Annotated in this window: 22 protein-coding genes; 6 read left to right on the top strand and 16 right to left on the bottom strand. The window is 69.3% G+C overall.

Going from position 1 to position 22,121, the window contains the following annotated elements; all coding sequences use genetic code 11:
- Positions 1-25 precede the first annotated feature (25 nt).
- From fabG to CAP38_RS01815, 6 genes are all read right to left on the bottom strand, one after another.
- Positions 26-787 carry a 3-oxoacyl-ACP reductase FabG gene (gene fabG / locus CAP38_RS01840; RefSeq protein ID WP_086119171.1) on the bottom strand — a complete coding sequence of 254 codons (762 nt, stop codon included), beginning with the start codon at positions 785-787 and terminating at the stop codon, positions 26-28.
- 16 nt (positions 788-803) lie between these two features.
- Positions 804-1,754 carry an ACP S-malonyltransferase gene (gene fabD / locus CAP38_RS01835; RefSeq protein ID WP_086119170.1) on the bottom strand — a complete coding sequence of 317 codons (951 nt, stop codon included), beginning with the start codon at positions 1,752-1,754 and terminating at the stop codon, positions 804-806.
- Between the two features lie 39 nt (positions 1,755-1,793).
- Entirely contained in the window at positions 1,794-2,771 is a 978-nt protein-coding gene (locus tag CAP38_RS01830; RefSeq protein ID WP_086119169.1) for a beta-ketoacyl-ACP synthase III, read from the bottom strand.
- 56 nt (positions 2,772-2,827) lie between these two features.
- On the bottom strand, positions 2,828-3,889 hold the full coding sequence (gene plsX, locus CAP38_RS01825) for a phosphate acyltransferase PlsX (protein ID WP_086119168.1): 1,062 nt from the start codon (positions 3,887-3,889) through the stop codon (positions 2,828-2,830).
- A 129-nt stretch (positions 3,890-4,018) separates the two neighbouring features.
- Positions 4,019-4,201 carry a 50S ribosomal protein L32 gene (rpmF, locus tag CAP38_RS01820; protein ID WP_005794249.1) on the bottom strand — a complete coding sequence of 61 codons (183 nt, stop codon included), beginning with the start codon at positions 4,199-4,201 and terminating at the stop codon, positions 4,019-4,021.
- Between the two features lie 105 nt (positions 4,202-4,306).
- Positions 4,307-4,885 (bottom strand): DUF177 domain-containing protein, encoded by a 579-nt coding sequence (locus CAP38_RS01815; RefSeq protein ID WP_086119167.1) that lies wholly within the window; start codon positions 4,883-4,885, stop codon positions 4,307-4,309.
- Positions 4,886-4,923: 38 nt separating this feature from the next.
- Here CAP38_RS01815 and CAP38_RS01810 point away from each other — a divergent pair, with 38 nt between their 5' ends.
- Both CAP38_RS01810 and CAP38_RS01805 read left to right on the top strand, forming a co-directional pair.
- Entirely contained in the window at positions 4,924-5,559 is a 636-nt protein-coding gene (locus CAP38_RS01810) for a Maf family nucleotide pyrophosphatase (protein WP_086119719.1), read from the top strand.
- Positions 5,556-6,335 carry an SAM-dependent methyltransferase gene (locus CAP38_RS01805; protein ID WP_086119166.1) on the top strand — a complete coding sequence of 260 codons (780 nt, stop codon included), beginning with the start codon at positions 5,556-5,558 and terminating at the stop codon, positions 6,333-6,335. The genes CAP38_RS01810 and CAP38_RS01805 overlap by 4 nt, the downstream gene beginning before the upstream one ends.
- A 14-nt stretch (positions 6,336-6,349) precedes the next feature.
- On the opposite strand, the gene galU is transcribed toward CAP38_RS01805, so the two are convergent.
- From galU to CAP38_RS01780, 5 genes are all read right to left on the bottom strand, one after another.
- Positions 6,350-7,237: a UTP--glucose-1-phosphate uridylyltransferase GalU gene (galU, locus tag CAP38_RS01800; protein WP_086119165.1), complete on the bottom strand. Its 888-nt coding sequence runs from the start codon at positions 7,235-7,237 to the stop codon at positions 6,350-6,352.
- Between the two features lie 84 nt (positions 7,238-7,321).
- Complete coding sequence (locus CAP38_RS01795; RefSeq protein ID WP_086119164.1) at positions 7,322-8,347, bottom strand: S49 family peptidase; 1,026 nt, start codon at positions 8,345-8,347, stop codon at positions 7,322-7,324.
- 26 nt (positions 8,348-8,373) lie between these two features.
- Complete coding sequence (locus CAP38_RS01790; protein WP_086119163.1) at positions 8,374-8,748, bottom strand: Rieske 2Fe-2S domain-containing protein; 375 nt, start codon at positions 8,746-8,748, stop codon at positions 8,374-8,376.
- A gap of 11 nt (positions 8,749-8,759) precedes the next feature.
- Entirely contained in the window at positions 8,760-9,425 is a 666-nt protein-coding gene (locus CAP38_RS01785; protein ID WP_086119162.1) for an HAD family hydrolase, read from the bottom strand.
- Positions 9,426-9,441: 16 nt separating this feature from the next.
- A complete protein-coding gene (locus CAP38_RS01780) occupies positions 9,442-10,548 on the bottom strand; it encodes an S-(hydroxymethyl)glutathione dehydrogenase/class III alcohol dehydrogenase (RefSeq protein WP_086119161.1) in 1,107 nt (368 codons plus the stop codon).
- 276 nt (positions 10,549-10,824) lie between these two features.
- Between CAP38_RS01780 and CAP38_RS01775 the strand changes: the two genes are divergently transcribed.
- The 4 genes from CAP38_RS01775 to CAP38_RS01760 all read left to right on the top strand — a co-directional run bounded on the left by CAP38_RS01775 (position 10,825) and on the right by CAP38_RS01760 (position 16,425).
- On the top strand, positions 10,825-11,352 hold the full coding sequence (locus tag CAP38_RS01775) for an energy transducer TonB (protein WP_086119160.1): 528 nt from the start codon (positions 10,825-10,827) through the stop codon (positions 11,350-11,352).
- A 139-nt stretch (positions 11,353-11,491) separates the two neighbouring features.
- Entirely contained in the window at positions 11,492-13,777 is a 2,286-nt protein-coding gene (locus CAP38_RS01770) for an NADP-dependent malic enzyme (protein ID WP_086119159.1), read from the top strand.
- 13 nt (positions 13,778-13,790) lie between these two features.
- Positions 13,791-14,618 carry an urease accessory protein UreD gene (locus CAP38_RS01765; protein ID WP_086119158.1) on the top strand — a complete coding sequence of 276 codons (828 nt, stop codon included), beginning with the start codon at positions 13,791-13,793 and terminating at the stop codon, positions 14,616-14,618.
- A 121-nt stretch (positions 14,619-14,739) separates the two neighbouring features.
- Positions 14,740-16,425 carry a response regulator gene (locus CAP38_RS01760; RefSeq protein ID WP_086119157.1) on the top strand — a complete coding sequence of 562 codons (1,686 nt, stop codon included), beginning with the start codon at positions 14,740-14,742 and terminating at the stop codon, positions 16,423-16,425.
- A 10-nt stretch (positions 16,426-16,435) separates the two neighbouring features.
- Here CAP38_RS01760 and urtE read toward each other — a convergent pair whose 3' ends face one another.
- The 5 genes from urtE to urtA form a co-directional block, all read right to left on the bottom strand.
- Positions 16,436-17,128 (bottom strand): urea ABC transporter ATP-binding subunit UrtE, encoded by a 693-nt coding sequence (urtE, locus tag CAP38_RS01755; protein ID WP_086119718.1) that lies wholly within the window; start codon positions 17,126-17,128, stop codon positions 16,436-16,438.
- 13 nt (positions 17,129-17,141) lie between these two features.
- A complete protein-coding gene (gene urtD, locus CAP38_RS01750) occupies positions 17,142-18,014 on the bottom strand; it encodes an urea ABC transporter ATP-binding protein UrtD (RefSeq protein WP_086119156.1) in 873 nt (290 codons plus the stop codon).
- Positions 18,011-19,135, bottom strand: coding sequence for an urea ABC transporter permease subunit UrtC (gene urtC, locus CAP38_RS01745; protein ID WP_086119155.1), 1,125 nt, complete (start codon positions 19,133-19,135; stop codon positions 18,011-18,013). Before urtC ends, urtD begins: the two co-directional genes overlap by 4 nt.
- Positions 19,132-20,685: an urea ABC transporter permease subunit UrtB gene (urtB, locus tag CAP38_RS01740; protein ID WP_086119154.1), complete on the bottom strand. Its 1,554-nt coding sequence runs from the start codon at positions 20,683-20,685 to the stop codon at positions 19,132-19,134. Before urtB ends, urtC begins: the two co-directional genes overlap by 4 nt.
- A 79-nt stretch (positions 20,686-20,764) precedes the next feature.
- Positions 20,765-22,063, bottom strand: a complete 1,299-nt coding sequence (gene urtA, locus CAP38_RS01735; RefSeq protein WP_086119153.1) for an urea ABC transporter substrate-binding protein — start codon at positions 22,061-22,063, stop codon at positions 20,765-20,767.
- Positions 22,064-22,121 lie beyond the last annotated feature (58 nt).

Genomic DNA, 22,121 nt, shown 5'->3' with positions numbered 1-22,121 from the left:
CGGGCGGACATCGGCCCGGGTGGCGTCAGGCCATGAACATGCCGCCGTTGACGTGCAGTTCCTGACCGGTGATGTAGCCCGCCTGCGGGCTGGCCAGGTAGGCCACCGCGTGGGCGATATCGGCCGGCTTGCCCAGATGCCCCAGAGGGATCTGGCCCAGCAGGGCCTGCTGCTGCGCCTCGGGCAGCGAGGCCGTCATGTCGGTCTCGATGAAGCCGGGGGCCACGCAGTTGACGGTGATGTGGCGGCTGCCCAGCTCGCGGGCCAGGGCTCGGGTCATGCCGGCCACACCGGCCTTGGCGGCCGCATAGTTGGCCTGACCCGGGTTGCCGGAAGCGCCCACCACGCTGGTGATGCTGATGATGCGGCCGTACCGCTGCTTCATCATGGGCCGCATGACGGCGCGGCTCATGCGGAACACCGCCTTGAGGTTGGTGTCGAGCACGGCGTCCCAGTCGGCGTCCTTCATGCGCATGGCCAGGGTGTCGCGGGTGATGCCGGCGTTGTTGACCAGCACATGCAGTGCGCCGTGGGCCTGCACGATGCCATCGATCAGCGCTTCGGCGGCGGTGGCGTCGTTCACGTCCAGGCAGGCGCCACGCGAGCCGGCGCCCGCACCCGGCACGGCGGCCAGGGCGGCACCGATGCGGGCAGCGCCGTCGTCGGTGGTGGCGGTGCCGATGACGGTCAGACCGCGGGCGGCGAGTTCATGGGCGATGGCGGCACCGATGCCACGCGAGGCGCCGGTGACCAGGGCGATCTGGCCCTTGAAGACGGAATCGGTCATGGGGTGTCTCCGGAAATCAGGCCAGGGCGGCCTTGACGTCGGCCAGCGTGGCCGGATCGAACAGGGCGTAGCCGTTGAGCTCGGCATCGATGCGCTTGACCATGCCGGACAGCACCTTGCCCGGGCCGCACTCCACGATGCTCGTCACGCCCCGGGCCTTGATGGCCTGCACGCATTCCACCCAGCGCACCGGTCCGAAGGCCTGGCGGTAGAGCGCGTCGCGGATGCGGTCGGCGTCGGTCTCGATGGTCACGTCGATGTTGTTGATGACCGGCACCGTGGCCGGGGCCAGCACGGTGGCCGCCAGCTGCTCGCGCAGCCGGTCGGCCGCCGGCTTCATGAGGCTGGAGTGGAACGGGGCGGACACCGGCAGGGGCAAGGCCCGTTTGGCGCCATTGGCCTTGAGCACCTCGCAGGCCTTTTCCACGGCGGCCTTGCTGCCGGCGATCACGGTCTGGGCCGGGTCGTTGAAGTTGACGGCTTCCACCACCTCGGCGCTGCCGGCACCGAAACTGGCCTGGGCCTCGGCGCAGCCGGCCCGCACCCGCTCGGCATCCATGCCCAGGATGGCGGCCATGGCACCGGTGCCCACCGGCACGGCCTCCTGCATGGCGGCAGCACGGAAGCGCACCAGCGGCGCAGCCTGGGCCAGGGTGAGCGCACCGGCAGCCACCCAGGCGGAGTACTCGCCCAGGGAGTGGCCGGCCATCACGGCCGGCATGGCGCCGCCTTCGGCGCGCCACACGCGCCAGGCGGCCACACCGGCGACCAGCATGACCGGCTGGGTGTTGGTGGTCAGCGCCAGGGCCTCCTTGGGACCTTCATGGATCAGGCGGCCGATGTCTTCGCCCAGGGCCTCGGAGGCCTCCTGGAGCGTGTCGCGCACGACGGGGTGGTCGCCCCAGGCGTCCAGCATGCCCACGGCCTGCGAGCCCTGACCCGGAAAGACAAATGCGAAGGAACTCATGGTGTTGTTCGAGAAAGATGGAAGGGGTGGCCGGGACGGTCAGAAATCCACCAGCACCGCACCCCAGGTGAAGCCGCCGCCCACGCCTTCGAGCATGAGCGTGTCGCCGGGCTTGACCTGCCCGGCGCGCACTGCGTGGTCCAGCGCCAGCGGGATGGAGGCAGCCGAGGTGTTGCCGTGCTGGTCCACCGTGACCACCACCTTGTCCATCGGCAGCTTGAGCTTGCGCGCCGTGCTCTGCATGATGCGGATGTTGGCCTGGTGAGGGATGAGCCAGTCGATGTCGGCCTCGGTCCGGCCGGCCTTGGCCAGCACGGCGCGGGCAGCTTCTTCCAGCACGCCGACGGCCAGCTTGAACACCGCCTGGCCGTCCATCTTGAGCACCGGATCGCCCAGGATCTGGCCGCCATTCACATGGCCGGGCACGCACAGGATGCCCACGTGGCGACCATCGGCATGCAGGTCGGTGGCCAGGATGCCGGGTGTGTCGGAGGCCTCCAGCACGACGGCGCCGGCGCCGTCACCGAACAGCACGCAGGTGGTGCGGTCGTTGAAATCGAGCAGGCGCGAAAACACTTCCGAGCCGATCACCAGCGCCTTGCTGGCCGAACCGCTGCGGATCATGGCGTCGGCCACGGTCAGGGCGTACACGAAGCCGCTGCACACCGCCTGCACGTCGAAGGCGGGACAGCCCGCCAGCCCGAGCTTGTGCTGGACGATGGCGGCAGTGGACGGGAAGACCATGTCCGGGGTGGACGTGGCCACGATGATCAGGTCGATGCCGGCCGGGTCGGTGCCGGCGGCCTCGATGGCGCGTCGGGCGGCCTCGGTGGCCAGGTCGCTGGCGAACACGCCGTCGGCCACGAAATGGCGGGCGCGGATGCCGGTGCGCTCCACGATCCAGTCGTCGCTGGTCTCCACGCCCCGTGCCGCCAGCAGGTCGACCATGTCGGCGTTGGTCAGGCGACGGGGAGGCAGACAGCTGCCGGTTCCGGTGATGCGGGAATGACGGGTCATGGGACTGCAGTCGGTTCAGGACGGCGGATCGACCGGGCGGCGGACGCCGCTGGCCATCAGATCGTCGGAATGTTCTTCAGGGCGCCGGGCACCGAATCAGGGGCCAGCAGGGGCGCGGCCCGGGCGATGCGGTCGCGGACGTTGTCCAGCATGCCGCGGTGGGCGGCATCATAAGCGCGCACCAGCGCCTGCTCGAACGCAAACGCGTCGGCCGACCCGTGGCTCTTGAACACCAGACCCTGCAGGCCGAGCAGGGCCGCGCCGTTGTACCGGCGGTGATCCACCCGCTTCTTGAACGACGAAAGCACCGGATAGGCCACGATGGCAGCCAGTTTGCGCCAGATGCTGCTGGAGAACTCTTCGCGCAGGAAGCCGCCGATCATCGAGGCCAGCCCCTCGCTGGCCTTGAGCGCCACGTTGCCGACAAAGCCGTCGCACACCACGATGTCGGTCGTGCCCTTGAAGATGTCGTTGCCCTCGATGTTGCCGACGAAGTTGAGATCACCGGCCTGCGCCGCGTCGCGCAGCAGCTGGCCGGCCTTCTTGATGGTCTCGCTGCCCTTGATGACCTCTTCGCCCACATTGAGCAGGCCGACCGAGGGCTCGGGCTTGCCGGTGGCAGCCGCCACCAGGGCCGAGCCCATGACCGCAAACTGCAGCAGGTGCTCCGCGCTGCAGTCGACGTTGGCCCCCAGGTCGAGCACCGTGGTGGCGCCTCCGCGGGCGTTGGGCATCTGGGTGGCAATGGCCGGGCGGTCGATGCCGTCCAGCGTCTTGAGCACGTAGCGGGCGATCGCCATGAGGGCACCGGTGTTGCCGGCCGACACGGCCGCCTGGGCCTGTCCCTTCTTGACCTGCTCGATGGCCACCCGCATCGAGGAGTCCTTCTTGCGCCGCAAGGCCACTTCGACCGGGTCGTCCATGGTGACGACCTCGGTGGCGGTCACCCAGTCCACCCGCTCGTGCCGAGCCAGCTGCGGCCAGCCGGCGGCCAGATCGGGCGGGCCGACCAGAACCAGGCGGGCCTGAGGGTGGCTGGCGAGAAACGCAGCACAGGCGGGCATCGTGACCTGCGGCCCGATGTCTCCCCCCATGCAATCCACAGCGACGGTGATCATCTCAACATCCCGAGTGGACGCTGCCGAGCGCCCTTGCAAAAAAAAGACCCGCATGCAGCATGCGGGCCCGTGTATGCCGGACCGCCGGACGCCGCGCGCAGGCGCGACGGCACCGGCTCAGGCCCGGAATCAGGCTTCGGACTTGTTCTTCAGGACCTGGCGACCACGGTAGAAGCCGTTGGGGCTGATGTGGTGGCGCAGGTGGGTTTCGCCGGTGGTCGGCTCGACAGCGATGCCCGGCACGTTCAGGGCGTTGTGCGAACGGTGCATGCCGCGCTTGGAGGGGGACTTCTTGTTCTGCTGGACGGCCATGGTGGGCTCCTGTGTGTTGGTGGGGGCTGACCGACGCGGTCACGCGCCGGCTGGCGCAAAGCCAAGCATTATAGCCCGAAGGAAGGCCCCGTACAGGCCCGCCCTTCAGGACGCGCCATCGGGGCCTTTGCCGCGCAACCGGGCCAGCTGTGCAAACGGGTGGGGGCGCTCGGGGGCTGCTTCCACGATAGGAGCAGGATCGCCCAGCGGGACAGGCTCCGGGCAGGTGTCGTGCAGCGGCACCAGCGGCAGCGACATGAGCAGTTCGTCCTCCAGCACGGCCAGCATGTCCGGTCGGGGTTCGAGGGCCAGCAGGTCTTCCTCGCAGTCGTCGTCCTGCGCCTCGGCCGTGGCTTCGTCGGCCACGAAACGGAACCAGCGGTCGACCTCCAGGGATGCATCCACCGGACCCAGGCAACGCTGGCAGGTCAGGGGCACGGTGACGGAGGCCTGCAGGTGCAGCCAGACATCGGGCTGCTGACCGGTGCGGGGCGCGCGCATCTCGCCGCGCAGCGCCCACGCCACCTGGCCCGGGACCGGTCCATCGTCCGGCAGGTGCAGGTCTTCGACCAGACGCTCCAGTTCGGCCAGGGCGGTCTGCCCTTCCAGCGAGGCATCGGCCTGGGCGAACGCGGCGGCGTCCAGCCGGGCGGGGTTCCAGACGGTGCGGGTCGGTTTGTTCATGGGGCGGCAGTGTAGTGGAGCGGTGGAGAATGCAGGGCATGAGCAAAGCCGAACTGTCCGAAACCACTCCCCCCTTCCAGCGCGGCCCCTTGCCCGAACGCCTGCTGATCCTCGGATCGACCTCCCGCTACCGGCGCGAACTGCTGGAGCGGCTGGCCCTGCCCTTCGAGGTGGCCGCGCCGGAGGTCGATGAAACCCCGTTGCCCGGCGAAGCACCGCGTGACCTGGCCCTGCGCCTGGCCTTGGCCAAAGCGCGCGCCGTGGCCCACCGGCACCCGCAGGCGGTGGTGATCGGCAGCGATCAGGTGGCCGACCTGGCCGGCGAACCGCTGGGCAAGCCGGGCAGCCATGAGCGGGCCGTGACCCAGCTGCGCCGCATGCGCGGACACACCGTGGTGTTCCAGACCGCACTGGCCGTGGTCTGCGAGGCCACCGGTTTCGAGGCGGTCGATCTGGCCGAGGTGCGGGCGGTGTTCCGCGATCTCTCGGACGCCGAGATCGAACGCTACCTGCGCGCCGAACAACCCTACGACTGCGCCGGCAGCGCGCGCAGCGAGGGCCTGGGCATTGCGCTGCTGGAGCGCATCGACAGCGACGACCCCACCGCCCTGATCGGCCTGCCCCTCATCCGCACCTGCCGGCTGCTGCGTGCGGCCGGGATGGTGCTGCCATGAGCCTGGGCCGCCTGTTCCTGGTGCCCACGCCGCTGGACTTCGGGGTGGACAGCAGCCTGCCGATCACCGCCTGGCTGCCCGACGCCACGCTGCGCAGCGCCAGCACCCTGACCCACTGGATCAGCGAGAACGCCAAGTCCACCCGGGCCTTCCTCAAGCGGGTCGATGCGGTGCTCCCGCTGGCGGCGCCCCTGCAGGCTCAGCAGATCAGCGAACTGCCCCGCAGCGCGCACAAGAAGGGCGACCACCGGCCCGACGCCGAACTCGACCGCGCCGCGCGCGCGCTGCTGGCCCCGGCCCTGCAGGGGCACGACATGGGCCTGGTGAGCGAGGCCGGCATGCCGGCCGTGGCCGACCCGGGCAGCGCGGTGGTGCGCGCGGCACATGCGCTGGGCATCGAGGTGCGCCCGCTCACCGGCCCGGTGTCGCTGATGCTGGCGCTGGCCGCCAGCGGCCTGAACGGCCAGCAGTTCGCCTTCGTGGGTTATGTGCCGCAGGACGCCGCCGAACGCACCCAGCGCCTGAAGGCGCTGGAGAACACCGCGCTGAAGCTGCAGCAGGCGCAGCTGCTGATCGAGACGCCCTACCGCAACGCCGCGCTGCTGGCCGCGCTGGTGCAGACGCTGCAGCCCGGCACCCGGCTGGCGGTGGCGGCTGGGCTGGGCCTGCCGGCGCAGGCCATCCGCAGCGCCACCGTGGCCGACTGGCGGCAGCACCCTGGCTGGGCCGGTGCCCTGCCGCTGAACCTGCCGGCGGTGTTCATGCTGGGCGGCTGAATCCCGCCGTCCGATCAGCCCATGACCTTGGCCAGGTGCGCGCGCACCGACGCGGACAGGTCGGGGTTGGCCAGGGCCAGGTCGATGGTGGCTTCCAGAAAGCCTTCCTTGCTGCCGCAGTCGTAGCGGCGGCCTTCGTAGCGGAAGGCCTGGACCTTCTCGGTGCCGATCAGCGCGGCAATGCCGTCGGTGAGCTGGATCTCGCCACCGGCGCCGCGGGGCTGGCGGCGGATGCTCTCGAACACCGCCGGGGTGAGGATGTAGCGACCGGCCACCGCCAGCGTCGACGGCGCCTGGTCCGGATGCGGTTTTTCGACCATGGCAAACACCTCGGCCAGCGGCGCCGATGCACCGCGCACATCGACCACGCCGTAGCGGCGGGTGTCGGCCCGGGGCACGTCCTGCACCGCCAGCACGGTGCCCGGGCTGCGCGCAAAGGCATCGACCATCTGGCCCAGGACGGTGGGGCCGCCCTGGAGCTGGTCGCGGCCCATCATGAGGTCGTCGGCCAGCAGCACGGCAAAGGGCCGATCACCAACCAGACGCTCGGCACACAGCACCGCATGGCCCAGGCCCAGCGCGCGCGGCTGGCGCACATAGAACACATCCATGTCGTCGGGCTTGATGGAATGCACCAGTTCCAGCAGCGCCCCCTTGCCGGCGGCCTCCAGCTCGGCTTCGAGCTCGTAGGCGGTGTCGAAATGGTCTTCGATGGCGCGCTTGTTGCGGCCGGTGACGAAGATCATTTCCCGGATGCCGGCGGCGTAGGCCTCTTCCACGGCGTACTGCATCAGCGGCTTGTCGACCACCGGCAACATTTCCTTCGGGATGGCCTTGGTGGCCGGCAGGAATCGGGTGCCGAGACCACCGACGGGGAACACGGCCTTGCGGATGGGCGTCATGCGGGGAAGTCCTCCAGATCAGGGAAAACCCGGCATCTTAGGGAGTCCGGGTGTCCCTTGCTGCCCCGGACGTATCCGGACGTATCAGCGCAGCTGCACGCCGGCGGCACGGGCGGCGTGGAACAGGCCTTCGCCCACGCTGGCGCCGAAGCGCTTGGCCAGGCGAAGGCCCACGTTCTCGCGGTGGGTGTAATCCACGATGTCCTCGGCCTTGACGATCTCGCGGGCCACGAAGTCCAGGTTGCCCAGGCCGTCGGCCAGACCCAGCTGCACCGCCTGCTGGCCGCTCCAGACCAGGCCGCTGAAGGTGTCTGGGCCTTCCTTCAGGCGCTCGCCACGGCCTTTCTTGACCACCGCGATGAACTGGGCGTGGATCTCGCCCAGCATGGACTGGATGTAGGCGCGCTGGGTCTCGTCCTGCGGGCTGAACGGATCGAGCATGCCCTTGTTGGCGCCGGCGGTCATGAGGCGGCGCTCGATGCCCAGCTTGTCCATCAGGCCGGTGAAGCCGAAGCCGTCCATGAGCACGCCGATGCTCCCCACCAGGCTGGCCTTGTCCACATAGATCTCGTCGGCGGCCGCCGCGATGTAGTAGGCCGCCGAGGCGCAGGTTTCCTCCACCACGGCATACACCTTCTTGTTGTGCAGCGCCTTGAGGCGGGTGATCTCGTCGTTGATGATGCCGGCCTGCACCGGGCTGCCGCCGGGCGAATTGATCAGCAGCACCACGGCCTGGGAGCCGCTGTCCTCGAAGGCGGACTTGAGCGAGCCCACGATGTTCTCGGCACTGGCCTCGGCGCCGTCGGCGATCTCGCCCTTGACGTTGATGACCGCCGTGTGCGGTGCGCTGCTGGAGCTGCTGCTGGACTCGGCCGAATAGATCAGCCACACCAGGGCGCCGAACAGCACCATCCACACCAGGCGCGAGAACATGCGCCAGCGGCGGGCCGCCTGCTGCTCGCGCAGGTTGGCGAACAGCAGCTTTTCGATGGCCTCGCGCTCCCAGCCGGCCACAGCGGATGCCGGCGCCGGCGCGGGCCGGGCGGCCTTGTCGGCGGCATCACCCAGGCTGCCGGGAGACGTCATGGGGAAGGGGTCGTGTTCGTTCATGTGTGGGCGCCTGCAGGCTCGGGGTTTCAGAATTCCACCGGTTTGAACGGGTATTGTGACCGCCAGTGAACGACCCCACGGTCTTCCACCAGCTCGATCCTGACCAGCCCGCCCCGGCACGGCCCGCCCTGGCAGGCGCCGGTGTCGGGCCGGTAGTGGGCCCCGTGGGTGGCGCACAGCAGCCACTGGCCGGAATCGTCGAAAAAGCGATCGGGCTGCCAGTCCAGCTCCATGGCCACATGGGTGCAGCGGTTCAGGTAGGCGTGGACCCTGCCCTGCCAGCGGATGGCAAAGGCACGGCAGGTCTGGCCCGCGTAGTTGATGTCGAACGGCACGGCACGCCCTGCGTCCTGCAGGTCGGCGCTGTTGCACAGCGGGATCAGGTCGTCGGCGGGCGTCATGGTGCGAGGGGTCAGGCGTTGTCGTCCAGCCAGCGCTGCAGCTCGGCCACCGAATGGGCCACGGCCAGCGGCCGCAGCTCGGCAAACGTGGCGGGCTCGTGCGCGCCGTAGCTCACGGCCACGCTGGCGCAGCCGGCGTTGAGCGCCATCTGCAGGTCGTGCGTGGTGTCGCCGATCATGAGGGTGCGCTCAGGCTCCACACCGAACTCGCGCATCAGCTCGTGCAGCATGCGCGGGTGGGGCTTGCCGGCGGTCTCGTCAGCGGTGCGCGAGCCGTCGAACATGCCCTTGAGCTCGACCGTGTGCAGCACTTCATCCAGACCGCGCCGGCTCTTGCCGGTGGCCACCGCCAGCCAGTGGTGACGTTCGCGCAGGCCGTGCAGCAGCGGCAGCACGCCATCGAACAGCGACAGGTCGTTCTGGTGCGCCATGTAATGGTGGCGATACCGCTCGCCGAGCTGCGGGTAGCGCTCGGGCGGCACGTCGGGTGCCGCATGGGCCAGGGCCTGCATCAGGCCCATGCCGATCACGTAACGCGCCGCCTCGTCGGTGGGCACGGTGCCCCCCACGTCGGCCACCGCCCGCTGGATGCAGCGCGCAATCACGGCGGTGCTGTCGTAGAGCGTGCCGTCCCAGTCGAAGGCGATCAGGTCGAAGCGGCGCGGTCGATCGGCCATGGCGCTGCGGTCCCGATCAGTACTCGACCACGGTGCGGATCGACTCGCCGCGCTTCATCAGCTCGAAGCCTTCGTTGATGCGCGAGAGCGGCAGCTTGTGGGTGATGAGGTCGTCGATGTTGATCTTGCCGTCCATGTACCAGTCGACGATCTTCGGCACGTCGGTGCGGCCCCGCGCGCCGCCGAAGGCCGAGCCCTCCCACTTGCGGCCGGTGACCAGCTGGAACGGGCGGGTGCTGATCTCGGCACCGGCTTCGGCCACGCCGATGATGATGCTGCGGCCCCAGCCCTTGTGGGTGCACTCCAGCGCCTGGCGCATGACCTGGGTGTTGCCGATGCACTCGAAGCTGTAGTCGGCACCGCCGTCGGTGAGCTGCACGATGGCGTCCACCACATTGGGCACCTCCTTGGGGTTGACGAAATGCGTCATGCCGAACTGGCGTGCCATGGCTTCGCGGGCCGGGTTGATGTCGATGCCGATGATCTTGTCGGCACCCACCATCTTCGCGCCCTGGATCACGTTCAGGCCGATGCCGCCCAGGCCGAACACGGCCACCGTGGCGCCGGCCTCGACCTTGGCGGTGAACAGCACCGCGCCGATGCCGGTGGTGACGCCGCAGCCGATGTAGCAGACCTTGTCGAACGGCGCGTCCTCGCGGATCTTGGCCAGGCTGATCTCCGGGGCGACCGTGTAGTTGCTGAAGGTGCTGGTGCCCATGTAGTGGAAGATGGGCTGTCCGTCGATGCTGAAGCGGCTGGTGGCGTCGGGCATCAGGCCCTTGCCCTGGGTGCCGCGGATGAGCTGGCACAGGTTGGTCTTGCGGCTCAGGCAGAACTTGCACTGGCGGCATTCGGGCGTGTAGAGGGGGATGACGTGGTCGCCCTTCTTCAGGCTGGTCACGCCGGGGCCCACGTCCACCACGATGCCGGCCCCCTCGTGGCCCAGGATGGCCGGAAAGATGCCTTCGGGGTCGGCGCCGCTGAGGGTGTAGTAATCGGTGTGGCAGATGCCGGTGGCCTTGATCTCGACCAGCACCTCCCCGAATTTCGGACCCTGCAGGTCGACGGTTTCGATGGACAGGGGTTGGCCGGCTTTCCAGGCGACGGCGGCTTGGGTTTTCATGCTGATGTGAATCTGAAACGGGTGGGTGCAAAACGGATGCCGGTGAGGGTACCGCAGAAGCCATGGCCCCACGGCGACAGACGGAAGAACCCGGGCTATCGAACGGCAGCGGGCCTGGCGCTCGTCGGCCACAGATCTGTGTCTGGAGGTAAGGCGTGTTTGGCGACGCAGGTTTGCGTGATAACTCCGTCAAGGCGGAGCCGGTTCGGAACTACACTTCGGCGCGCCGAGCGATTGCCCGACGGCCCCCTCCCCCGCCCCTGCGAGGTCCCATCCATGAACGACATTCCTCCCGCTCCCCGGCCCCTGACGCTTCGCCGCCCCTGGGGCTGGCTGGGGGCAGCCACCGCCGTGCTGCTGGCCTCCTGCGCCGCGCCCCTGCCCCCGGCGCCGCCGCCGCCCCCGCCACCTCCGCCGCCGCCTCCGCCGGCCGTGGTGGCGCCACAGCCCAAGCTGGTGTCCAACGCCACATCGCCGCTGGAATACCGCAAGGACGGCGCCCAGCACATCTACAAGCTCAACAGCGAGCGCATCTACAAGGGGCAGCTGCCGCCCCTGATGCATGCGGTGGGCGTGCTGCAGGTGGAAGTGGACCACCTGGGCAATGTGCGCAACCTGAGCTGGATGCGCGCCCCCAGCCATGTGCCCGACGTGATGCGCGAGATCGAACGCACCGTGCGCTCGGCCGCGCCGTTCCCGGCGCCGGTGCGCATGGGCCGGGTCACCTACACCGATGTGTGGCTCTGGGACAAGAGCGGACGCTTCCAGCTCGACACCCTGACCGAGGGCCAGCGCAGCAAGTGACGGCGCCCGCGCCGACCGCTCGCCAACCCGCCCCTGTGGCGGGTTTTTTCATGTCCCGGTGCCGGCGGGACCGCTGCCGACAGGAGCACAATCGGTCCCTTTTTGGGCGCAAAGCGCCCGTGCCGACCGGAGACAAGCCATGACGCCCGCCGAACAAGCCCTGCGCGACGCCGCACTCGAATACCACCGCTCCCCCCGCCACGGCAAGGTGTCGGTCATGCCGACCAAGCCGCTGTCCAACCAGCGCGACCTGTCGCTGGCGTACTCCCCCGGCGTGGCCTATCCCTGCCTGGCCATCGAGGCCGACCCCAACCTGGCGGCCGACTACACCAGCCGGGGCAACCTGGTGGGCGTGGTCACCAACGGCACCGCCGTGCTGGGCCTGGGCGACATCGGTCCGCTGGCCAGCAAGCCGGTGATGGAGGGCAAGGGCTGCCTGTTCAAGAAGTTCGCCGGCATCGACGTGTTCGACATCGAGCTGGCCGAGAAGGACCCGGACAAGCTGATCGAGATCATTGCCGCGCTGGAGCCCACGCTGGGCGGCATCAACCTCGAGGACATCAAGGCACCCGAGTGCTTCTATATCGAGAAGAAGCTGCGCGAGCGCATGAACATCCCGGTGTTCCACGACGACCAGCACGGCACCGCCATCATCAGTGCCGCCGCGCTGCTCAACGGCCTGGAACTGGTGGGCAAGCCCATCGGCGAGGTCACGCTGGCCGTCTCCGGCGCGGGTGCCGCCGCCATCGCCTGCCTGGACGTGATGGTGGGCCTGGGCGTGAGCCGCGAACGCATCTTCGTGTGCGACTCCAAGGGCGTCATCTACCAGGGTCGCCCGGGCGGGCTGGACGAATCCAAGCAGCGCTACGCGCAGGCCACCGACAAACGCACCCTGGCTGACGCCGTGAACGGTGCCGACGTGTTCCTGGGTTGCTCGGCCCCCGGCGTGCTGACCGCCGAGATGGTCAAGACCATGGCGTCCCGGCCCATCATCCTGGCGCTGGCCAACCCGGAGCCCGAGATCCGCCCCGAACTGGCCAAGGCGGTGCGGCCGGACTGCATCATTGCCACCGGCCGCAGCGACTACCCGAACCAGGTCAACAACGTCCTGTGCTTCCCCTACATCTTCCGGGGCGCCCTGGACTGCGGCGCCACCCGCATCACCGAGGCCATGAAGCTGGCCTGCGTGCGCCAGATCGCCGATCTGGTGAAGAGCGAGACCAGCGAGGAAGTGGCCAGCGCCTACGCCGGCCAGGACCTGAGCTTCGGCCCCGACTACCTGATTCCCAAGCCCTTCGATTCGCGCCTGATCCTGCGCATCGCGCCGGCCGTGGCCCAGGCCGCCGCCGAGTCCGGCGTGGCCACGCGGCCCATCACCGACATGGACGCCTACCGCCAGCAGCTCGGGCGCTTCGTGTACCAGACCGGCATCCTGATGCAGCCGGTGTTCAACGCCGCCAAGACGGTGCCGGCCGACCGCAAGCGCGTGGCTTATGCCGACGGCGAGGACGAGCGTGCGCTGCGCGCCGCCCAGATGGCCATCGACGACCAGCTGGCACGGCCCATCCTGATCGGCCGCCCCGCCGTGATTGCCGCCCGCATCGAGAAGGCCGGCCTGCGCATGCGCCTGGGTGTGGACGTGGAGAACGTCAACCCCGAGGACGATCCGCGCTTCCGCCAGTACTGGGAGCACTACCACCAGCTCATGAAGCGCCAGGGCGCCACGCCCGAGGTGGCCAAGGCCGCCGTGCGCCGCTCCAACACCATCATCGGCTCGCTCATGCTCTCGCTGGGTGATGCGGATGCCCTGATCTGCGGCCTGGTGGGCAGTTACATGACCCACCTGGAGCGCATCGACAGCATCCTGGGCAAGGCCGAGGGCGTGGCCGAGTACGCCGCCGTGAACGCCCTCATGACCGACCGTGGCCCGGTGTTCGTGACCGACACCTATGTGAACGACGACCCCACCGCCGAGGAGCTGGCCGAGATCGCCTGGATGGCCGCGCAGGAGGTGCAGCGCTTCGGCCTGCCGCCCAAGGTGGCCTTCCTGTCGCACTCGAGCTACGGCTCGAGCAAGCGCGCCTCGGCCCGCAAGATGGCCCGTGCCCGCGACCTGTTCGTGGCCGCCCACCCCGAGATCGAGTGCGACGGCGAGCTGCACGGCGATGCCGCGCTGCAGCCCGAGATCCGCGCCGCGTACCTGGGCGACAGCACGCTGTCGGGCTCGGCCAACCTGCTGGTCTGCCCCAACCTGGATGCGGCCAACATCCTCTACAACGTGCTCAAGACCACCACCAGCGGCGGCGTGACCGTGGGTCCCATCCTCATGGGAGCGGCCCGCACGGTGCACATCCTCACCCCGGCCGCCACGGTGCGACGGGTGCTCAACATGACGGCCCTGGCCGCCGCCGGCCGCCACTTCTGAGAACCTGCTGCCCATGCCCTGGCAGGCCCGACTCGACCTGGACTACACCCTGCAGCTCGGCCGCACCGTGCTGCAGCACGACCACAGCGGCCCGCTGCGGGTGCTCAAGAGCCTGTACCCCGAGGGCGATGCGATCTGCCACAACGTGCTGGTGCACCCGCCGGCCGGGCTGGTGGGCGGCGACACGCTGGACATCGGCGTGACGGTGCACGGCGGCGCCCATGCGCTGCTGTCCACCCCGGGCGCAACCCGCTTCTACCGCAGCGAGGCCGGGCTCGCCGCGCAGCGGGTGCGGCTGGACCTGCACCCCGGCGCGCGGCTGGAGTGGGTGCCGCTGGAAACCCTGGCCTACCCGGGCTGCGACGCCCTCAACCAGGTCGAGATGGTGCTGCGGGGCGATGCCGAAGTCATGGGCTGGGACGTGTGCGCCCTGGGTCTGCCGGCCGCCGACCAGGCGTTCGACCGGGGCCGCATCGCCCAGAAGCTGTCGGTGGACGGCCTGTGGCTGGAGCGGTCGCTCATCGATGCGGCCGACACCCGGCTGCTGCACAGCCCGGTGGGGCTGGACGGGCAGCGCTGCCTGGGCAGCCTGTGGCTGGCCAGCGGCCAGCCGCTGGGTCGTCAACGCACCGAAGCCTTGCTGGAAGCGGCCCGTGCGGTGCTGCCCGACAGCGGACCGGTGCGGGTGGCCGCCACCTCGCCCAACCCCCACATGGTGGTGGTGCGGGCCACCGCCGCCCTGGTGGAGCCGCTGATGGCTGCCTTCCAGACCGTGTGGGCGACCTGGCGGGCCGCCGCCTGGGGCCTGAGCACCGAAGCGCCACGCATCTGGCGGATCTGACGCCGCCGCCAAAGCCCGGAATTCCCGGGCCGGCCGCCCGCTTTTCCGGCCTTGGCCGGGGCCCGATGCCACCCAGAATGCAGCTTGGCCCCGCTGCATCCCGCGCGGGGAACGCATCCGCATGTTCATTCAGCCTGCTGCACCCCTTCCGCTGCACGAAGCCACTGCCCTGGTCATCGAGGGCAACCCCCAGTCGCGCTCGATCCTGGTGGCCCAGCTGCGCGAGCTCGGCCTGGGCAACGTGGTGCAGTGCTCGCGCCTGCACGACGCGCGCCGCAAGCTCGAGGCTTCCCGCTTCGACGTGGTGATCTGCGAGCAGGAGTTCGACCGCGACAGCAGTTCGGGCCAGGAACTGCTGGACGACCTGCGGCGCAACCAGATCCTGCCCTTCTACACGGTGTTCATCATGCTCACGGCGGAGGCCACCTACAGCAAGGTGGCCGAGGCGGCCGAGTCGGCGCTGGACGCCTACCTGCTCAAGCCGCACACCGCCGCACGGCTGCACGAACGCATCCTGCAGGCACGCCAGCGCAAGCGGGCGCTGCAGGACATCTTCAGCGCCATCGACCGGCAGGACTTCGACACCGCTTCCCAGCTGTGCCTGCAGCGCTTCGAGTCGCGCCAGCCCTACTGGCTGTATGCGGCGCGCATCGGTGCCGAACTCATGCTGCGCAGCGGTGCCGTCGACGACGCGAAGAAGCTCTACGAGGCGGTGATCGAGGCCAAGACCCTGCCCTGGGCCCGCCTGGGCGTGGCACGGGCCCAGATCGAGGGCGGGCAGCCCGCCCGGGCCATGAGCACGCTGCAGGCCCTGATCAGCGACGACGACGCCTATGCCGATGCCTACGACGTCATGGGGCGGGCCCAGTTCGAGCTGGGCCAGCTCGAGAACGCGCTGTCCACCTTCGAGATGGCCACCCGCCTCACGCCGTCGTCCATCACACGCCTGCTCAAGCACGGCACGCTGGCGTTCTACGCCGGTGACCGCGGCGTGGGTCTGGAGAAGCTCGACCGCGCCACCCGCGCCGGTCTGGACAGCAAGCTGTTCGACCCCCAGGCCCTGGTGCTGCTGGCCTTCGCCCGGCTGGACAACAACGACCACCGCGGCCTGCTGTCGTGCGTGGAACACATGACCCGCCTGCGCGACCGCGCCTTCGAGCCCGAGCGGCCACAGGCCCTGCTCGATGTGGTGACCGCCCTCAATGCCCTGCAGCACAAGCAGCCCCAGGTGGCGGTGGACACGGTCAAGCGCCTGTCGGCCAGCGTCACCGAACCGGCGTTCGATTTCGAGTCGGCCTGCAACCTGCTGGGACTGATGGCCCGGCTGCACAAGGCCGGTTCACCACCGCCGGATGCCGACATCGTGGTCGAGGCCCTGGCCCTGCGCTTCGGCACCGGCCGGTCGCTCAGCGAGCTGCTGGCCGGAGCCGCTCGCGGAGGCAACGACGCCTGGACCACCATCCTGCGCGACGGCCATGCCCGCATCCTGAAGATGACCGAAGACGCCATGCGCATGACGCTCAAGGGCGACCCGCGCGCCACCGCCGTGCAGCTGCTGGCCGACGGCACCCGCACCCTCAACGGCAAGCTGCTGGAGTCGGCCCACCAGCTGCTGGCCCGTTACCGCGACCGCATTCCGGATGCCGATGAACTGCAGGTCCAGGTGGACGACCTGCGGGAGCGTTACCGGGCGCGCCCGCCACGGCTGGGCGAGAGCCGGGAGGTCGAGTCCGGCGGCGTGGCGCTGCCGGCCGGCTTCCGCACGCCCACGCGACCCGGCCTGCTCGACGAAGCCACGGTGGCCTGAAGCCCCGCCGTCAGATGGCGATCATCTGCCGCACGCCGCGCGTGGACATCTCGCTGCCCGGGCCGCTGGCCACCACCTCGCCACGCTCCATCACCACATAGCGGTCGGCCAGGGCCTCGGCGAAATCGTAGTACTGCTCGACCAGCACGATGGCCATGTCGCCGCGGTCGGCCAGCATGCGGATGACCCGCCCGATGTCCTTGATGATGTTGGGCTGGATGCCCTCGGTGGGCTCGTCGAGCATCAGCACCCGCGGACCGCTGGCCAGCGCCCGCGCAATCGCCAGCTGCTGCTGCTGCCCGCCCGAGAGATCGCCGCCCCGGCGGTCCAGCATCTGGCGCAGCACCGGAAACAGCTCGAACAGCTCCTCGGGCACCGGGGTGCTGCCGGGCCGGGTGGCCAGCCCCATGAGCAGGTTCTCGTGCACCGTGAGCCGCCCGAAGATCTCGCGGCCCTGCGGTACATAACCCATGCCCAGGCGGGCACGTTCGTACGGCGTGCGGGTGGTGATGGCCTGGCCATCGAGCACCACGCTGCCGCTGACCACCGGCACCAGGCCCATGAGGGCCTTGAGCAGCGTGGTCTTGCCCACGCCGTTGCGGCCCAGCACCACGGTCACCTCGCCCTTGGCGGCCGAGAATCCCACGTTGCGCAGGATGTGGCTGCCGCCGTAGTACTGATTGACGTCCTTGACTTCCAGCAGGCTCATGTTGTCCTCAGCGGCCCAGATAGACCTCGATCACGCGTTCATCGGCCTGGACCTCGTCCAGCGACCCCTCGGCCAGCACCGCGCCATCGCACAGCACCGTGACCTTGCCGCCCAGCGCACGCACGAACCCCATGTCGTGCTCCACCACCATGAGCGAATGGCGGCCGGCCAGGCCCCGGAAGAGTTCGGCGGTGCGCTCGGTTTCCTCGTCCGTCATGCCGGCCACCGGCTCGTCCAGCAGCAGCAGCCTGGGGTCCTGCACCAGCAGCATGCCGATCTCCAGCCACTGCTTCTGCCCGTGGCTGAGCAGGCCGGCCTGCCGGTGCACCTGGTCGGCCAGGTGGATGGTGACCAGCACCTCGGACAACCGGTCGCGCTGGGCACCGTCGGGCCGGAAGCGCAGCGCGGCGCCCACCCGGCGGTCGGCCGCCAGGGCCAGCTCCAGGTTCTCGTAGACGCTGAGGTTCTCGAACACCGTGGGTTTCTGGAACTTGCGGCCGATGCCCAGGGTGGCGATCTCGGCCTCGCGGTGGGCCAGCAGGTCGATGGTGCTGCCGAAGAACACCGTGCCCCGGTCGGGCCGGGTCTTGCCGGTGATGATGTCCATCATGGTGGTCTTGCCGGCACCGTTGGGTCCGATGATGCAGCGCAGCTCGCCCGGCGCGATGTCCAGCGACAGGCCGTTGATGGCCTTGAAGCCGTCGAAGCTCACATGCACGTCTTCCAGGTACAGGATGCGGCCGTGCGAGACATCGACCTCGCCGCGCACCAGCGGCCGCGAGAAGCTGGCCTGGCGGCCGCCGGACGCCGGCTCGGCCGCCGCCTTCTCCAGCAACCGGCGGTGGCGCTCGGCGCCCTCTTCCATCTGCCACGGTGTCATGCCGACCTCCCGCGCTGGCGCAGCTTCTTCACCAGACCCACCACACCCTGCGGCAGGAACAGCGTGACCACGATGAACAGCGCACCCAGGCAGTACAGCCAGAACTCGGGAAAGGTGACGGTGAGCCAGCTCTTGGCGCCGTTGACCATGAAGGCCCCCACGATGGGCCCGATCAGCGTGCCGCGCCCGCCCACCGCCGCCCACACCGCGATCTCGATGCTGTTGGCCGGGCTCAGCTCGCCCGGGTTGATGATGCCCACCTGCGGCACATACAGCGCGCCGGCCACGCCGCACATCACGGCCGACAGCGTCCAGATGGCCAGCTTGTAGGCCAGCGGGTTGTAGCCGCAGAACATGACCCGGCTCTCGGCATCGCGGATGGCCTGCAGCACCCGGCCGAACTTGGAACGCACCAGCCAGCGCGCACCCAGGAAGAAGCCCAGCAGCACCAGCCCGGTGATGACGAACAGCGTCATGCGCATGCCCGGCGTGGCGATGGGCATGCCCAGGATGCGCTTGAAATCGGTGAAGCCGTTGTTGCCGCCCAGACCGGTCTCGTTGCGGAAGAACAGCAGCAGCGCGGCGTAGGTGAGTGCCTGGGTGATGATGGAGAAGTACACCCCCTTGATGCGCGAGCGGAAGGCGAAGTAGCCGAACACGAAGGCCACCAGCCCGGGCACCAGCACCACCAGCAGCAGGGTGGCCAGAAAGCTGTCGGACAGGGCCCAGTGCCAGGGCAGCTCCTTCCAGTCCAGGAACACCATGAAGTCGGGCAGGTCGCTCTGGTAGTTGCCGTCGCGGCCGATCTGGCGCATGAGGTACATGCCCATCACGTAGCCGCCCAGCGCGAAGAACAGGCCATGCCCCAGGCTCAGGATGCCGCTGTAGCCCCAGATCAGGTCCATGGCCAGCGCACAGATGGCGTAGCACATGATCTTGCCCAGCAGGCCCACCAGGTAGTCGCTCAGGTGCAGCGGGTGGCCGGCCGGCACCACCAGGTTGAGCAGGGGTGCTGCGGCGCACACCACCAGCAGGGCCACGATGAAGGCGCTCCAGCCGGCGCGGCTGAGCAGCGGCCCGGGTTCGGGCAGCGCCACGGATGGGGCAGTCGGATGGGTCATGCCTCCGCGCTCCGGCCCTTCTGGGCAAAGATGCCTTGCGGGCGTTTCTGGATGAAGACGATGATGAACACCAGCACCGCGATCTTGGCCAGCACCGCACCGGCCCAGCCCTCGATGAACTTGTTGAGCAGACCCAGGCCGAGGGCGGCGTACACCGTGCCGGCCAGCTGGCCCACGCCACCCAGCACCACCACCATGAAGGAATCGACGATGTAGCTCTGGCCCAGGTCGGGGCCCACGTTGCCGATCTGGCTCAGCGCGCAGCCGGCCAGTCCGGCGATGCCCGAGCCCAGGGCAAAGGCCCAGGTGTCGATGCGCGCGGTGTTGACGCCCATGCACGAGGCGATCGGCCGGTTCTGGGTCACGCCGCGCACGAACAGGCCCAGCCGGGTCTTGCCGATCAGCAGGGCCACGCCCAGCAGCACCAGGGCAGCAAAGACGATGATCAGCACCCGGTTCCAGGGCAGCGTGAGCTGGCCCATGAGGGTGATGCTGCCGCTCATCCAGCTGGGGTTCTCCACCCCCACGTTCTGCGCGCCGAACAGGCTGCGCACCGCCTGCATCAGCACCAGGCTGATGCCCCAGGTGGCCAGCAAGGTTTCAAGCGGGCGGCCGTACAGGAAGCGGATCACGCTGCGCTCCATGGCCGCCCCCACCAGGGCCGAGGTGGCAAAGGCCACCGGCATGGCCACCAGCAGGTACCAGTCGAACGCGCCGGGCAGGTGCTGGCGGAAGAACACCTGCACCAGCCAGGTGGCGTAGGCGCCGATCATGATCAGTTCGCCGTGGGCCATGTTGATCACGCCCATCAGGCCGTAGGTGATGGCCAGGCCGAGCGCAGCCAGCAGCAGGATGCTGCCCAGGCTGATCCCGGTGAAGGCCTGCGACAGTCCGCTGCTGATCATGAGCGACCGGTCCAGCGCGGACAGGGCGGCCTTGATGGCGGCCTTGGCGGCGGGGTCCTGCTCGGCCTGCAGCTGCCGCTCCAGCACCGGCTTGAGCGATGGGTCGCGGGCGCCCGACAGCGCCTGGGCGGCCGCCAGCCGCTGGGCCGTGTCCTCGCTGGACAGCAGGATGGCCGCACGGGCCCGCTGCAGATCGGCCCGGGCCGCGTCGTGCAGCGTGCCCTGCAGCGCCTTGTCGATCAAGGGGAGCTGGGCGGCATCGGGTTCGTCGAAGTTGCCGCGCTGGATCAGCCGGGCCGCCTCGCGCTGGGCCGTCTCGTCGGTGCCGAACAGGGCCCGGCCCGCCAGCGCCGTGGCCAGCGCGCCGCGCATGCGGTTGTTGACCACCGCATCCTCGCCCGTGCCGTCGGGGGTGACGGCCGCACCGGTGACCGCGTCAGTGGCACTGCCGTCGGCGGCCAGGATGAGCACCTGCTCGCCCTGCACCTGCACCGAGCCGTCGGCCAGGGCCTCGATCAGGGCCACGGCGCGCGGATCGGCCTCGGTCACCAGCCGGTTGAGCGTCTCGACCCGCTCGTCACCCTGACCGGCGGCCAGCGTCAGGGCGTCGGCAGGCGACAGGGCCTGGGCGCTGCCGGCGGCCATCAGCAATGGCAGGACCAGCAGGCGCCCGGCCCGCCGGGTCAGATCGAGGAGTCGGGTCGGAACGGTCACCGGCACACGCTCACTTCTTCTCGGGCACGTTCTTCTTGCCCTTGTTCTCGGCGATGTAATCGCTCCAGGGATCGGCCACCACCGGACCCTTGGTCTTCCACACCACGTTGAACTGGCCGTCGGCCTTCACTTCACCGATGAACACCGGCTTGTGCAGGTGGTGGTTCTCCTTGTCCATGGTGGAGACAAAACCGCCCGGGGCCTGGAAGGTCTGGCCGGCCATGGCGGCGATCACCTTGTCGGTGTCGGTGCTCTTGGCCTTGGTCACGGCCTGGGCCCACATGTTGATGCCGATGTAGGTGGCCTCCATCGGGTCGTTGGTCAGCGGCTTGTCCTTGTGGCCCGGGATGTTCTTGGCCTTGGCGTAGTCGCTCCACTTCTTGACGAACGCGGCGTTGGCCGGGTTCTTGATGCTCATGAAGTAGTTCCAGGCGGCCAGGTGCCCCACCAGCGGCTTGGTGTCCACGCCGCGCAGTTCTTCCTCACCCACCGAGAACGCCACCACCGGCACGTCGGTGGCCTTCAGGCCGGCGTTGCCCAGCTCCTTGTAGAACGGCACGTTGGAGTCGCCGTTGATGGTGGAGATGACCGCCGTCTTCTTGCCGGCCGAGGCGAACTTCTTGATGTTGCCGATGATGGTCTGGTAGTCGCTGTGACCGAACGGCGTGTACTCCTCCATGATGTCCGCATCGGGGATGCCCTTGGACTTGAGGAAGGCGCGCAGGATCTTGTTGGTGGTGCGCGGATACACGTAGTCGGTGCCCAGCAGCACGAAGCGCTTGGCCGAACCGCCGTCCTTGCTCATGAGGTATTCCACCGCCGGGATGGCCTGCTGGTTGGGCGCGGCACCGGTGTAGAACACGTTCTTGCTGAGCTCTTCACCCTCGTACTGCACCGGGTAGAACAGCAGGCTGTTGAGCTCCTCGAACACCGGCAGCACCGACTTGCGGCTCACCGAGGTCCAGCACCCGAACACCACGGCCACCTTGTCCTGGCTGATGAGCTGGCGGGCCTTTTCGGCGAACAGCGGCCAGTTGGAGGCCGGGTCCACCACCACCGGCTCGAGCTTCTTGCCCAGCACGCCGCCCTTGGCATTGATCTCGTCGATGGCCATGAGCACCGTGTCCTTGAGGACGGTCTCGGAGATGGCCATGGTGCCGGAGAGGCTGTGCAGCACACCGACCTTGATGGTGTCCTGCGCATGGGCCGGCAGGCCGGCCAGGCCCAGGGTGGCCACGGTGGCGGCCACCGACAGGGCCTTGAGGGTCAGGCGGCGGGGTTGGGAGTCGATCGGGTTGTGGCGGGGCATGGCGTTTCTCCTGTGATCCTGGATGTCCACCAGGGGCCGACGGGCCCGCTTGGGTGGT

The sequence above is a fragment of the Hydrogenophaga sp. IBVHS2 genome (assembly GCF_002127215.1).
In the GTDB taxonomy this organism is placed as follows: Bacteria; Pseudomonadota; Gammaproteobacteria; order Burkholderiales; family Burkholderiaceae_C; genus Hydrogenophaga.
Note: the sequence above shows the minus strand (reverse complement) of the source record. Positions and strands in the feature narration are given on the sequence as shown.